The 13,981-nt window shown below is 71.6% G+C and carries 11 protein-coding genes; 2 read left to right on the top strand and 9 right to left on the bottom strand.

The features are described 5' to 3' along the window. Positions 1–33 precede the first annotated feature (33 nt). Positions 34–1,515 (top strand): aminotransferase class V-fold PLP-dependent enzyme, encoded by a 1,482-nt coding sequence (locus FNH09_RS10305; protein WP_162468353.1) that lies wholly within the window; start codon positions 34–36, stop codon positions 1,513–1,515. A gap of 91 nt (positions 1,516–1,606) precedes the next feature. Here the strand turns inward: FNH09_RS10305 and FNH09_RS10300 are convergent, their stop codons facing one another. From FNH09_RS10300 to FNH09_RS10260, 9 genes are all read right to left on the bottom strand, one after another. Next, positions 1,607–2,896, bottom strand: coding sequence for an acyltransferase family protein (locus tag FNH09_RS10300; RefSeq protein WP_152886440.1), 1,290 nt, complete (start codon positions 2,894–2,896; stop codon positions 1,607–1,609). Beyond that, positions 2,893–5,091: a bifunctional polysaccharide deacetylase/glycosyltransferase family 2 protein gene (locus tag FNH09_RS10295; protein ID WP_152886439.1), complete on the bottom strand. Its 2,199-nt coding sequence runs from the start codon at positions 5,089–5,091 to the stop codon at positions 2,893–2,895. The genes FNH09_RS10300 and FNH09_RS10295 overlap by 4 nt, the downstream gene beginning before the upstream one ends. Before the next feature lie 48 nt (positions 5,092–5,139). After that, positions 5,140–6,123 (bottom strand): hypothetical protein, encoded by a 984-nt coding sequence (locus tag FNH09_RS10290; RefSeq protein WP_162468352.1) that lies wholly within the window; start codon positions 6,121–6,123, stop codon positions 5,140–5,142. 272 nt (positions 6,124–6,395) lie between these two features. Beyond that, the gene (locus FNH09_RS10285) at positions 6,396–7,172 is read right to left on the bottom strand and encodes an SDR family oxidoreductase (RefSeq protein ID WP_152886437.1); all 777 of its coding nucleotides are present in this window, start codon (positions 7,170–7,172) and stop codon (positions 6,396–6,398) included. Positions 7,173–7,216: 44 nt separating this feature from the next. Further along, the gene (locus FNH09_RS10280; RefSeq protein WP_162468351.1) at positions 7,217–8,098 is read right to left on the bottom strand and encodes an oxygenase MpaB family protein; all 882 of its coding nucleotides are present in this window, start codon (positions 8,096–8,098) and stop codon (positions 7,217–7,219) included. A 239-nt stretch (positions 8,099–8,337) separates the two neighbouring features. Beyond that, entirely contained in the window at positions 8,338–9,279 is a 942-nt protein-coding gene (locus FNH09_RS10275) for an MHYT domain-containing protein (protein ID WP_152886436.1), read from the bottom strand. Positions 9,280–9,889: 610 nt separating this feature from the next. Further along, positions 9,890–10,768: a shikimate dehydrogenase gene (locus FNH09_RS10270; RefSeq protein WP_162468350.1), complete on the bottom strand. Its 879-nt coding sequence runs from the start codon at positions 10,766–10,768 to the stop codon at positions 9,890–9,892. A gap of 213 nt (positions 10,769–10,981) precedes the next feature. Further along, positions 10,982–11,764: a TioE family transcriptional regulator gene (locus tag FNH09_RS10265; protein WP_152886435.1), complete on the bottom strand. Its 783-nt coding sequence runs from the start codon at positions 11,762–11,764 to the stop codon at positions 10,982–10,984. A 141-nt stretch (positions 11,765–11,905) separates the two neighbouring features. After that, on the bottom strand, positions 11,906–12,730 hold the full coding sequence (locus tag FNH09_RS10260; protein ID WP_338017528.1) for a maleylpyruvate isomerase family mycothiol-dependent enzyme: 825 nt from the start codon (positions 12,728–12,730) through the stop codon (positions 11,906–11,908). 164 nt (positions 12,731–12,894) lie between these two features. Here FNH09_RS10260 and FNH09_RS10255 point away from each other — a divergent pair, with 164 nt between their 5' ends. Further along, entirely contained in the window at positions 12,895–13,674 is a 780-nt protein-coding gene (locus FNH09_RS10255) for an SDR family NAD(P)-dependent oxidoreductase (protein WP_152886434.1), read from the top strand. Positions 13,675–13,981 lie beyond the last annotated feature (307 nt).

Genomic DNA, 13,981 nt, shown 5'->3' with positions numbered 1-13,981 from the left:
CATCGAACGCCACTGCCCGGAAAGGGACCCGCCGTGTCCGCTGAACCCGCCCCCTCCTCCGCCGGGCTGCCGGACGGCCGGTCCGCACAAGCGCTGTTGGCCGAACTACGGGAGCTGCGCGCCGGTGACGCCCCGACCCGGGGCGGCCACACGTTCGCCTATGTGTACGACGCGGGGCTGCCGGGTCTGGACGAACTGGCCGGTGCCGCGTACGGGGCCTTCGCCACCGTCAACGGCCTGGACCCGACCGTGTTCCCGAGTGTGGGCCGGCTGGAGAACGAGGTCGTGGGGGCGGTGTCCGCGCTCCTCGGCGTCCCCGGCGCGCAGGGCACCTTCACCAGCGGCGGCACCGAGTCCGTCCTGCTGGCGGTGAAGACCGCGCGGGACCACGCCCGCGCGGCGCGGGGCGTCACCCGTCCCCAGGTGGTGCTCCCCTCCACCGCGCACGCGGCGTTCCACAAGGCCGCCCACTACCTCGGGGTCGAAGCCGTGGTGGTGCCGGTCCGCCCGGAGAGCTTCCGTGCCGACGCCGGGGCCATGGAGGCCGCGCTGACCGACCGCACCGTCCTGGTGGTGGCGTCGGCGCCGTCGTACGCGCACGGGGTGATGGATCCGGTGGCGGAGATCGCGGCGGCGGCCGACCGGCGCGGGGTGCTGTGCCATGTGGACGCCTGCATCGGCGGCTGGTTCCTGCCCTTCCTGCGCCGCACCGGCCGTACCGTGCCGCCGTTCGACCTGTCGGTCCCGGGCGTGACGTCGCTCTCGGTCGATCTGCACAAGTACGGGTACGCCGACAAGGGCGCCTCGGTGATCCTGTACCGGGACGGCGAGCTGCGCCGCCACCAGTACTTCGCGCACGCCGGCTGGCCCGGCTATCCGGTGGTCAACCCGACGATGCAGGGTACGAAGTCCGCGGGGCTACTGGCCCAGGCGTGGGCGGTGCTGCGGCACATCGGCGACGACGGGTACACCGCGCTGGCCCGCCGGGTGGCCGACGCCGCCGACCGGCTCGTACCGGGGCTGAGGGCGGTGGAGGGCATCCGGGTCCTGGGCGAGCCGTCGGGCAGCCTGGTCGCGTTCACCGTCACGGACGCCGACGGCGCGCCCGACCTGTCCCTCGTCCTGCATCTGGCCGACGAGATGCGCGAGCGCGGCTGGTACCTCCAGCCGCAGCTGTCCTACGACGGTCTGCCGCCGAACCTGCATCTGACGCTGACTCCGGCGACCGGCGACCGGGTGGAGGCGCTGCTGGCCGATCTGGGACCGGCGTTGAAGGCGGCCCGCGGCGCCGGAGCGCTGACCGTCGATCCGGGTCTGGTGCAACTCGCGGCCGAGCTGGACCCGGACGCCCTGACGCCCGAGGAGGTCGGCGGGGTGCTGGCCTTCGCGGGTCTCGGCGAGGGGGCCGGGCTGCCGACGAGGATGGCGCCGGTGCTGGCGTTGCTGGACGCGCTGCCGGGACGCCTCAAGGAGCGGTTGCTGACCGAGTTCGTGGGGTCGCTCTTCCGGATCTGAGCCGCCGCCCGGGGGGCACCGCGTGCGGTGCCCCCCGGGACGGCTCGATCCGGCGAGTCCGACTCGGAGAGTCCGACCCGGAGGGCGCGGCTCAGCCGCGGGCCGCGTGACCCGCTCCGGGCTTCCGCCCGTTGGGCCACAGGCGCGGCTTCCGCTTCGCCGCGATGTCCTCGATCCAGCCGGTCGCCAGGATCATCAGGCCGATCAGGGGCCAGACCAGGACGAACATCCAGAGGTTGTACGTCGTGTCGAGGATGGACGACGCCCGCTCCCCCTCCATGAAGGGGAGGTTGTAGGCCAGGTCGATGATCGGGACGGTGGCCAGGATCAGCAGGTTGTGCCACAGGTAGATCGTGACCGCCCGGTTGTTGGAGAGGGTGATCAGCTTGTCCCAGCGGGCCAGTGGGCGGGGCAGTTCCTGCCAGGACGGGGAGTACTGGAGCAGGATCACCACGAACCCGAACGACCAGGCCGCCTGGGCCAGCGGGATGTCGTTGAGGTCCCAGCCGTCGGGTCCCTGGTGACCCGACCCCCACCACAGGCCGAAGGCCATGAGCAACGACGAGCAGGAGATCGCCATGTAGCGCGGGATCCGGCCGAGCAGTCCCTCGTGGTGGGCGAAGCCCAGCACCCAGCAGCCGCCGTAGACGGCGAAGTCGGTGACCGCGTTGCCGGTCTCGCCGGGTATGGTCACGACCCCGGTGCCCACCACCGCCGTCAGGGCGAGCGGCGCGAGCAGCGTCGGCCAGGGCGCCCTGCGGAACGCCCACAGCAGCAGCGGCGAGGCCAGCACGAACCACAGGTAGGCCCGCAGGTACCAGAGCACGCCCGCCGCCTGGGCCGGCCAGGTGTCCTCCAGCAGTCCGGACCGGGAACCGAGGTGCCAGGGGAAGGGCGGCGCCCCGAACGGGACGATGTAGTCGAACAGCTCGACCACGCCCCAGGTCCCGCCGAGGTCGGGGTCCTTCGCCGGGTTCCAGCCGGCCGCGAACATCATCGCCAGCACGACCGCGCTGAACGCCCACAGCGGCGGCAGCAGCCGTCGGATCCGGCTGCGGATGACGCCTGCCGCCGGACGCTTCAGCGAACGCGCCATCAGCGAGCCCGCCAGCGCGAACATCACTCCCATCGAGGGGAACAGCACGGTCAGCCAGGCCCAGCCGAACAGGTGGTAGACGACCACGCGGACCAGGGCGATCGAGCGCAGCAGGTCGAGATAGCGGTCGCGTCCCGGTTTCCCGGACCCGGCCGCGACGGGCTGCGGCGCGGGCGCCGCGGCGGCCGGCTCCGGCACGAGGCCGGCCGTCCGCTGCCGCGGGACGCCGAAGGCCGGTGTCCGCTCGGGGCCGGTCTCGGCTCCGGTGATGGGTCCCTGATTCATGCCACGGGCCTCCGATCGCCGCCGTCGCCGGTCCGTTGGTGCGGCACCGGGCCGCCGGGCGCTTCCACGACACCGGTGCGGCGCAGCTTCTGCCAGCGCAGTCGGCCGCCGGTCAGGGCCGTGATCCAGGACTGGAGCAGGACGACGTACATGATCTGTCGGTAGAAGATCTGCTGAAGGGGCAGGGAGAGCAGGTGGATCATGGGCTCGCGGTCGAGCCGGAAGGCGTAGGCCGCGCACACCACCTGGACGGCGAGGACGCCCAGCCAGGCCACGATCGTCTTCTGGGTGGGGCCGAAGACCACCCCGTACAGCAGGAAGACGTCGATGAGCGGGGCCAGCAGCGGGGCCAGCACCATGAACAGGGAGACGAAGGGCAGGCCGACGCGGCCGAAGCGGCCGGACGGGCCGCGTTCGACGACGGCCTTGCGGTGCTTCCAGATCGCCTGCATGGTGCCGTACGACCAGCGGTAGCGCTGGGACCACAGTTGCTGGACCGACTCCGGGGCCTCGGTCCAGGCGCGGGCCTTCTCCGTGTAGACGACCTTCCAGCCGTCGCGGTGGATGGCCATGGTGATGTCGGTGTCCTCGGCGAGGGTGTCGTCGCTCATGCCGCCGACGCGTTCCAGCGCGGAGCGGCGGAAGGCGCCGACCGCGCCGGGGATGGTGGGCATGCAGCGCAGGACGTCGTACATCCGGCGGTCGAGGTTGAAGCCCATCACGTACTCGATGTGCTGCCAGGCGCCGATCAGCGAACTGCGGTTGCCGACCTTGGCGTTGCCCGCGACCGCGCCCACCTTCGGGTCGGCGAAGGGCTGGACCAGCTCGCGGACGGTGGCCGGTTCGAAGACGGTGTCGCCGTCCATCATCACGATCAGGTCGTAGCGGGCGTTCGCGACACCGCGGTTGAGGGCGGCCGGCTTGCCCGCGTTCAGCTGACGGATCACCCGCACGTTCGGCAGCCCCATGGCCTCCACGATCCGGGCGGTGCCGTCGGAGGAGCCGTCGTCGATGACGATGACCTCGATGGGGTGCTCGCTCGCCATCAGCGAACGGACCGTGTTCTCGATGCACTTGGCCTCGTTGTACGCCGGGACCAGCACCGAAACCGGTTCGGTGACCGGCTGCGGACCCCAACGGAAGTCACGGCGGCGCACCTTGCGGGCGTGCAGCGCCGACAGCAGCAGCATGAGCACGAACCGGCTGATGACCAGGACCCCGATCACCGCGAGGCAGACCACCAGCACGTCGGTGATCCCGTCGGCGGCCCACACCAGGAAGGTCCAGGTCCTGCCCTTCCACAGGTCGACCCCGGTGACGGGCGTGTGCGCGCTCGGTGCGCCGAGGGCGTCCGTGAGGTTGTCGAACTCGTAGCCCTGGCTCTGGAGTTGTGGCAGGAAACGGTCGAGGGCCTGCACGGTCTGGTGGCGGTCGCCGCCGGAGTCGTGCATCAGGACGATCGCGCCCTTGCCGCCCTTGGGCGTGGCGCGGCGGATGATCTCGTCGACGCCGGGCTTCTTCCAGTCCTCGCTGTCGGTGTCGTTGACGACGGTGAGGTAGCCGCGTGCGCCGATGTACTTGGTGACCGGCCAGGACTTGTCGTCCATGGCGTCGGCGAACGACGAGTACGGGGGCCGGAAGAGCGAGGTACGGATGCCGGCCGCGCCCGCGAGCGCGAGCTGGTTCTGCGACAGCTCCCAGTCGATACGGCCCTTGGACTGGTAGGAGAGGTCGGGGTGGTTGAAGGTGTGCAGGCCGACCTCGTGTCCCTCGTCCACCATGCGCTGGACCAGCTCCGGGTAGCGGGAGGCCATGGTGCCGGTGACGAAGAAGACGGCGTGCGCGTGGTGCTTCTCGAGCACGTCCAGGACCTTGGGGGTCCAGGTCGGGTCGGGGCCGTCGTCGAAGGTGAGGACCAGATGGTGGTCGGGCACGCGCAGACTCGTGGTGCGGCCGCTGCGGGTGTCGATCACCGGTCCGCCGTCCAGGATCTCCTCCGGGACCCGGTCGGACGCGGCCTCGGGCTGGATACGGTGATCGGCCAGGATCTCGCTGTGCACATAGCCGCGCAGCATCAGCATCGCCATCATGGCGACCAGGACGAGCACGGGCAGCAGCAGGCGCATCGGCAGGCGGCGCCGGGATCCGGCGCGGGCCATGGCCGCGAGCCGGCCACGGCGGTCAGGGGATGCCATCGGAAGTGGTGCTCCAGGGACGGATGATTGACGGGGCACGCAGAGGTGTCAGGAGGCGGGCGTCGCCGCGGTCGAACCGTCGGCGAGCGGGCCGAGTCCGAGGACGTCCACGGTGGTCGGCGACGGGGTGCTCGCATCGGTGGCCGGCGCGCTCGCGCTGGGCGAGGCGGCGGTGGGATGCGTCGAGGCGGTGGGGGGCGTGGTCACCGTGGAGCCGGTGGTGTCGCGCGTCGTCCGCGCGGACGGCTCCAGCTTCGAGGAGGCCGTCGGCTCACTCGGGCCCGAGGTGGCCGGGGAGGTCACGGCGCCGGTGCCCGAGGACGTCTCCGAGGCGGTGCCCTGCGACGCTTCGGCGGTCGGCGTGGCATCGGCGGGGTCCGCGGGCTGCGCGGGCTGCGACGGCACCGAGGAGGGGTCGACCTGGCTCACGGGCGCGTCGTCGTCCTGCGCGGGCACGGGCAGCCACGGCGCGCTCGAACTGCCGGAGAGCAGGGTGGCGACGATGACGACCGAGTAGACGGCACAGGCCACGCCGATGGCCATGCCCAGTCGACGCAGCCAGCGGCCGCGGCGGCCCGACTCGTCGACGAAGACGGGACTGCCGTCGCGCTCGTCGGGACGACCGCTCAGGTAGGAGACCTCGGGGACCGACAGGCCGACGGTGGACATCTGCACGGTGAGTTCGTGCGGGTCGTGGAGCGGTTCCTCCAGGTCGGAATCCGGCGCCTGGGCCGGAACCGCGGCCTTGGCCTGCGCCGGGGCCGGTAGCGGCGCCTGGGCCTGTGTCCGGGCCGGAGCCGGGGCGAAGCTCCGCCCCGCGAACGGGTTGCGCGGCGCCCGGGCGTTCGGGATGGCGGCCGTCCGCGGAGCGGGCTTCCCGGACTCGTTCAGATCCGCCCGGAACGTCCGGGTCTCGGCCGTGTCGATCCGGCCGCCGGCTCCGCTCCGGTCGACCGGATCGGTTTCGGACCCGGACGCATCGACGGACCCTTCGGATACGGCGTCTTTCCGCCACATGTTCACGTACCCCATCCCCCACGGAAATGTCTTGGGTGTGCGGACAATTCCGAGCGCATCTCGGCCGCACCAGGCCCCCGCCTGCCCCGAGCATCCCCGTCTACCTGACGCTGGACGCTAAACCTAGCTCACGCGTACGAAGCGTGCAGTTTGTGTTCGAGGGATGAACAGTAACGGATGTTCAAAGGTGTCTAAAAACTGACCATGGCGGGAACTTGCTTCACGACGGGCAGTGATGCGACGTCCGAATAGGCCGGAAACGGGATGGAGCGGGCAGAGAGGACCGTTCAGCGTCCCGGCGCCTCGTCCGCCCGGTCGGCTCGATCGGCTCGGGCCGCCATCCAGTCGCGGTAGTGCGTGGGGGCGATGCGGGCGCCCTCCGGCGCGGTCAGGACGTCGCCCTTGGGGACGGCGAACATCCCGGCGGTGTCGTCGGTGACGACGTGACCCGCTCCGCCCTCGGCGGCCAGGGTGATGCTCCCCAACTCGTCGAGGGGGAAGACCTCGGGGCCCGCGACGTTCAGGGTGCCGTCGAGCGGCGCGCCCATGGCGACGTCGGCGACCGCGTCCGCGACATCGGCGGCGGCGACGGGCTGGAGCGGGGTGCTGGGCAGCCGGACGGTGTCGCCGTCCGTGGTCCAGGACAGCACGGCGTCGACGAACTCCATGAACTGGGTGGCCCGTACGACGGAGTACGGCAGACCGTCGGCCTTGAGCAGGTCCTCCTGAAGGACCTTCGCCCGGTAGTAGTCCAGCTCGGGCACCTTGTCCGCGCCCACGATGGACAGCACCACCACGTGCCCGACGCCCGCCGCACGGCTCGCCTCCAGCACCTTGGCCATCGATGTACGGAAGAACTCGGCCGAGGCCTCGTCGAAGGTGGGCGAGTTCGTCAGGTTGACGACCACCTCGGCGTCCGCGAGCGCGGCGCCCAGCCCTTCGCCGGTGAGGACGTTCACCCCCGTCGACAGGGAGAGCGCCCTCGCCTCGTGGCCCTGCACCTTCAGCCGGGCGACCACGCGCGAGCCGATCAGACCCGTACCGCCGAGAACCGCGATCCTCATGTCCGTTCCTTTCGTGGTGGTTCACCGCCCGTCGCCGTGCGACGTCACCGACGACGCCTCCGGCGTGGGGGGTTCGGTCGTGCCGCGCGGCGCGCCGCGTAGCCGAGGGGCAGGTAGCGGACGCGCTCGGGCAGCAGGGGGAAGAGGGTGCGCAGGACCGCGCCGAACCCGCGCAGCAGACGTTCGTCCCGGGGCGTCCACGCCAGGCCCAGCCGGTCCCGGGCCACGGGCGGCAGCAGGCCGACGGTGACGAACACGCGCAGCCGGGTCAGCGGCGGATGGAGCACCGGCCACAGCAGTCGTACGGGGGCGGATGCGCCCGGGGGCGCCGGGACGGGTCGCCGCGGGTCGAGCAGTTCGCGCGCCACCGGTGTCATCTCCAGTTCGTCGCGGACCATCGTGTCGAAGTACGTCCAGTACTCCTCGGGGTTCTCCGGCATGTCGCGGTCCTTGATGCCGAGGATGCGTCCGAGCTGCCGGAGTTCGTCGTAGAGACGGCGGCTCTCGGCGGGGGTCAGGGGCCGTGCGAGGTACCGGGCGGCGCGCAGGAAGACGGGGTACGCGGTGGCGTGGACCCAGGCGTAGCAGGCGGGGGTGAGCGCGTGGTAGGGGCGGCCCCGGGTGTCGGTGCCGTTGATGGTGCGGTGCAGCCGGCGCAGTCGGCGCCCCTCCTCGGCGGCGCGCTCGCCGCCGTAGATCCAGAGCTGGAGCGACTCCAGGGACCGGTCGAGGCGCCCCCAGGGGTCGGTGCGGAAGACGGAGTGCTCGTCGACGCCCGCGCCGACCGCCGGGTGCGCGACCTGGAGGACGAAGCCGGCCGGCAGCGAGAACAGCAGGCGACGGTCGCCGGCGATGTCCCAGAGGATCGTCTGCGGGGTGAGCGGGGCCGGTTCCCCGTGGACGGTCCTGGCTTCCGTGTCGGTCACGGTCCTCACCTCGACAGAGCGGTCCTGACGCCTCCGCCTCTCCGTGGTGCCCGGAGCGGGCCACCGGAAAACATTTATCACTTCTTTATACCGCGCCCCGGCGCACACCACCGACCCCACCCGTCCGACCTGCTGCGGAGCGGTGTACGGAGCGGTATACGGAGCGGGAGCGGGAACCGGGCGACGCGAAAGGCCGACCACGTGGGTGGTCGGCCTTTCGTCATCCCGGTGCGGTCGGGTCACCAGGACGCGTAGGACCCCTCGGGGCGGCTGTCGTCCCCGGCCGGGGCGGCGGTGTCCGCGTAGTGCTGCTGCGTCGCCTCGTACGGCTGCTGCTGTGTCGCCTCGTACGGCTGCTGCTGCGGCTGCTGCCGCGGCTGCCACTGGGAGACCTCGAACGCCTGCGGCACCTCGTACGCGGGCGCCGACCTGTAGACCGGCTCCTCCTCGCTGCCGCCCATCATGTCGGGGTCGAACATCACGATCACCGCCGCGACCAGCAGGACGATGAAGGGGCCGACCAGCATGAGCAGGAGGAACCCGAGCAGGCTCGTGGACGACTGCGAGGACTCGATCACGCCGTCGACGTGGACGGACACCGCGGCCATGCCGGTGTAGTGCATACCGGTGACGGCGACCCCCATCACCAGGCTCGCCCCCAGGGTGGACCAGAGTCCCTGGATGGAGACGGCCGCCCAGAGGGCCGCCGTCGCGGCGACGACGGCGATGACGACGGACAGTACGACGGTCATCACGTCGTACTGGACGAAGCCGTGGGCGTCCATGGCCGCCATGCCGAGGTAGTGCATCACCGCCACGCCGACGCCGGTGATGGTTCCCGCGATCGCCAGGTTGGCGCGCGACGCACCGCGGTACCCGACGAGGAAGACACCGACGGCCACGACGGCGATCGCGACGGCGAGGCTGAAGAGGGTGAGCCCGGAGTCGTAGCTGACCAGCGCACCGCCGACGCTGAAGCCGATCATGGCGATGAAGTGCATCGTCCAGATGCCGCAGCCGATCGCCACGGAGCCCAGCAGCAGCCAGTTGGCCTTGCGGTCCGTGCGCCGCAGCGAGCGTGTCGTACAGCGCAGTCCCAGCGCGGCCCCCAGACAGGCCATGACGTACGCCGCGATGGGTGTCACGGCGCCGTAGTAGAAGTTGGAGACGTCTGCGGTCATGAGGTGTTCTGTTCCTTCAACTGCGTGGTGGCACAGGGCTGCGGTGAGCCGGACGGCGGGGCTGTCGGCACAGTGCCGTGCGACCGCTACGCCCGGCGTCCCGGAGCCGCGACGGGCCCGGGACCGCTGCCCGATCACTGCGATCGGGACGGCCGGGGCACCAGCACGCGCGGCGCCAGCCGACCGGGTTCGGTCGGCGGGTGTCGCCGACCGCGTCGTGGGTCGGTCAGGCCGGGTGCGTACTGCGTCGCGCAAGGGCTCTGACGCGAAGTCAGGGCACCGGCACCGGACGTTCTGTGCGCCCCACCTGTTCGATGTGTTTACAAGTTAAACACATGCCTTTCGCCTCTCCCTCACCCCTCACCCCCGGCCCGTCTCATCGACACGAGGGCCGGTGGAGATGTTTGTCCCCGTCTGGCCGGATCGCTCCCTGCGCCCGGCGTCCGCCACGGGTCACCGGGGCCACGCGACAGGGTGAATGCCCGCAGAATGCCGACTCTGACGGGCTTGCAACGACTCATACCCCATGACCGTTTGGTCTCCTTGAAGTCGATTTCGCATCGACTCGACCCACTCGGCCTCTTGGTCCTGAACGACTCCGGCCGGCACGTCAGGCATGGGCGTGCGGGTCCGCCGTCAGGTCGGCGAAGTCGGCGAGCATGTGCGAGGTGTGCGCGGGCAGGCCGGTGAGGAGACGGAACGAGTGGGCCGCCTGGTGCACCAGCATGCCGCCGCCGTGCAGGACCCGGGAGCCCAGTGCGCCGCCGGCCCTCAGCAGAGGAGTGTGCAGGGGGCGGTAGTTCAGGTCGGCCAGCCACAGCCGCGGGTGCAGCAGCCGGGCCGCGAGCGGCAGTCGGGGATGGTGGACGGAGCCGGCGGGCGAGGCGTTGACGAGCCCGTCCGCCTCGCTCAGCACCACCTCCAGAGCCTCGGGCGAAACGGCCCGGGCCCGCTCCTGGCCGCTGTGCTCGTTGAGCGCCTCGGCCAGGGCGACGGCACGCTCCTGGAGCGGGTCCACGACCTGGAGGTGCCGCGCTCCCCGGTCGAGCAGGGCGTGGGCGACGGCCGCGCCGGCGCCTCCAGCGCCGAGCAGCACCACCCGGTCGAGGCGCGCGTCGGGAAGTCCGCGGGCGAACGACTCGGAGAACCCGGCGAGGTCGGTGTTGTGGCCGACCGCCCGCCGGTCCGGAGTGAAGACGACGGTGTTGACGGCGCCGACCCGTAGGGCCGTCGGGGCCAGCTCGTCGAGATGGGGCATGACGAGCCGCTTGAAGGGGTGGGTGACGTTCAGCCCCGAGAAGCCGCAGTCACGGCAGGAGCGGAGCAGTTCGTGCAGGTCGTGCCCGCCCGCCGGCTTGGCACCGGTGTCGAGCAGCCGGTAGAGGTAGCGCACACCGTGCCGGTCGGCTTCGTACTCGTGGAGCTGGGGGCTGAGCGAGTGGCCTATGTCGGTGCCGACGAGTCCGACGAGGTAGGAGTACTGGGTCACGGCGACTCCACGCGAGTAATGTACGAACTAGTTCGTTATCCATATCAGGACGGGTGCGCCGCGGGAAGTACCGCGACAGCCCCGGCCCGGCTCGCGCGGAACGCGCCCGTCGCGGCCGGACCGGGTGGGGAGGGCGGGCGCGACATGTCGTCAGGGTCCGTCCCGCGAACGGCAACCGCCGCCGCCGTGCGGACAACGCGCCGGTGCCCGGGGTCAGCCCGTGGTGCGGGCGGTGCCCGGCGCCGCGAGCGCCGGGTTCAGGCCGGTGCGCAAGAGGCCCAGATAGTGGCTGAGATGAGTGGCCGCGTCGAGCATGGCCAGACCGCGCGCCCGCAGCCGGAGGTGCCAGTCGTCCAGGGCGCTGGACAGGGCGTCGCTGCCGTCGGCCGTGCGGATCTGCTCGACCACGGTGGATATGTGGTCCAGCGGGTATCCCCCGCGCCGCAGGAGATGGGCGAGTTCGGCGTCGCGGATGTCGCTCGGCCGGAAGACGCGATATCCGCTGGCCGGGTCGCGCGCGGGGGTGAGGATGCCGACCTCCTCCCAGTTGCGCAGGGTGGCCGGGGTGACACCGAGGCGGCGCGCGAGCGCGCCGATGGTCCGGGGGACGGGGGCCGTCGGGTGCGGCGGGTCGGCGTCGGACTCCGCCGTCAGGTGGTCCACCGCTCTCCTGACGGCGTCGAGGGTGTCGCGGTCGCGCAGCAACTGGTCGTGCCCGCGGTCGATGATCGTCAGGGCGCCGTCGAGTTCGTCGTCGTGGAGTGCGTTCATGATCTGGCCGCCGGCCGAACAGCCGTAGCCCGGGATGAGGGAGAGATACACGCGTAGCGCGGCCACGTGCAGCTCGGTGTAGATCCGGTATCCGCTCTGCGTGCGCTGGGCGGGCGGGATGAACCCCTCCCGTTCGTAGTTGCGGACCGCCTGGGCCGAGAGCCCGTGTTCGCGGGCGAGATCGGATGGTCGCAAGGTGATCACCGGTTTTGAGTCTTCCAACATGACCGCAGGATCAAAGTTCTCAGAAGTCTCAATGGTTGTTCAACCGAACAGCGTAATAACCCGATTCGGGACATGGGACACTACGTCACCGCACTACGGGAAAGACCGCCATCCGACCTCGGGACTGCGTGCGGCCCGGCCTCAGGGCGCCTTGAAAAGTGTCGGGAAGCGGGGCGCCAGCCAGGGCTTGCGGCCCCACACCAGGATCCGCCCCTGGGTGAGCGCGCCCCACTGCCGGCGTCGGCCGAGGGCCATCAGCAGGAAGGTGACCGGCTCGATGTGGATGGTGCAGTCCGGGCGGTCCGGCAGCCGCGGCTCGACGGACACCTCGCCGTCGGACAGGGTCACACCGAAGCGGCCGCCGCTCCACAGGCGGATCGCGTAGCGGGCCGTCAGCCCGGCCGTGCGGGCGGTGTCGGTCACCCGCGGCATGGCCGTGATCAGGAACGGCAGGGTCAGCTCGACCCGGGCACGGTCGATCATGTGCGGACGGCCCAGGGCGCGGGCGAGGTCGTAACCGTGGCCGAGCATATGGGTGAGCAGGTACGACCCCAGCACCTGGGGGGTCATCGGGCCCAGCGGGCTGACGAGGGTCTCCTCGGCCGCGGTGCCCTCGTCCCACGCCCTGAGGTAGGCCTCGGCCTGCGCCACGATCATCGCGGCCAGCGGCTCGGCCCGGCGCTCGTCGAAGGCGGCGAGCGCCTGCTCGTTGGCCGCGGCGAGGCTCTGCGGGGTGCCGTCCCCGTAGCCGCGCGGGCGTCCTGCGGCGATGTCGGCCATCAGTTCGTTGGCCTGCGCCAGGTGCGCCGCCGCCTGCCCGACGTTCCACTCGGCCCCGGGTATGGGACGCCCCATGTCGGCGCCCCCGCGCAGCAGCGCGGCGATCTCCTCGGCGGTGTCGCGGATGGCCGCGCCGAGCCCCTCGGGCAGCGTGCCTCGTACGTCCTGCCCAGCCACTGGTTCCACGCCGTTCCCGCCCTCGATCTCGTGCCGTGCGATGTCGTGCCATGTCGTGCCATGCCATGCCGTGTGCGGGCGCGACCGGTGGGGCGCACGCACGACGAATCACCCGGGAGTAGACCAGGCGACGGCGCCTGCGACAAGACACAGGCCCTGGCTAAGGTGCGGAGATGACTTCGTACCGCTATCTCTCCGATCTGTTCTCGCTGGACGGCCGGGTCGCCGTGGTGACGGGCGGCAGCTCCGGCATCGGCCGGGGCATCGCCGGGGCGCTGGCCCGAGCCGGCGCGAGTGTGGTGATCGTGGCCCGCAGGGAGTCGGAACTGGTCGCCACCGTGGATGAGTTCACCGCGGACGGCTGCCGGGCGGCCTGGGTGGGCGCGGACTTGGGCACCCGCGAGGGGGTACGCGCGGCGGCGGAGCAGGCGGCCGCGGTCTTCGGTGAGCCGGACATCCTCGTCAACAGCGCCGGGATCAATCTGCGGCCGCCGATGGGTGAGTTGGGCGAGGAGGTGTGGGACGCCACGATGGCGGTGAACCTGGAGGCGCCTTTTCTGCTGGGCCAGCGGTTCGGGCCGGGCATGGCCGAGCGGGGTTTCGGGCGGATCATCCATGTCACCTCCCAGCAGGCGCACCGGGCGTTCGTGCAGAGCGGCGCCTACGGGGTCTCCAAGGGGGCGTTGGAGTCGCTGGCCCGCTCCCAGGCCGAGGCCTGGTCGCCGCACGGCGTCACCTGCAACACACTCGTGCCCGGGTTCGTCATGACCCCGCTCAACACACGGCTGTCGTCCGACCCCGAGCGGGTGGCGGAGCTGGCCGCGCGCACGATGGTCGGACGCAACGGTCTGGCCGAGGACTTCGCCGGTGCCGCGGTGTTCCTCGCCGGCCCCGCGTCCGGCTATGTCACCGGGCAGTCGATCTTCGTCGACGGCGGCCTCTCCGTCCACTGAACCCGGCGCCACGGAGGTTGGTTCGGCCGATCGGCGCAAGCTGCCCGTGCCCGGCGTGTGGGCCGGGCCGTCGCATGGTTCGGTGTCGGCAGGAGCCGGCCGGACGTCCGGGCGGACCCGGTCGTCGTGACGACCCGGCGGAGGGGTTCGGAAGGTCGCGGCCCCCGATCCTCTCCGTGGCGTCGCGGCCCCGGTCGTGTTCGTGCCGGTGGCGTCGATCGTCTCCGTGGCGTCGCGGTCCTCATCGTCGGTGGCGTCGCGGCCCCGGTCGTGTTCGTGGCGGTGGTGGCGCCGCCCTCCTGAGGAG

This window comes from Streptomyces adustus, assembly GCF_009377175.1.
GTDB classification, from domain to species: Bacteria; Actinomycetota; Actinomycetes; order Streptomycetales; family Streptomycetaceae; genus Streptomyces; species Streptomyces adustus.
Note: the sequence above shows the minus strand (reverse complement) of the source record. Positions and strands in the feature narration are given on the sequence as shown.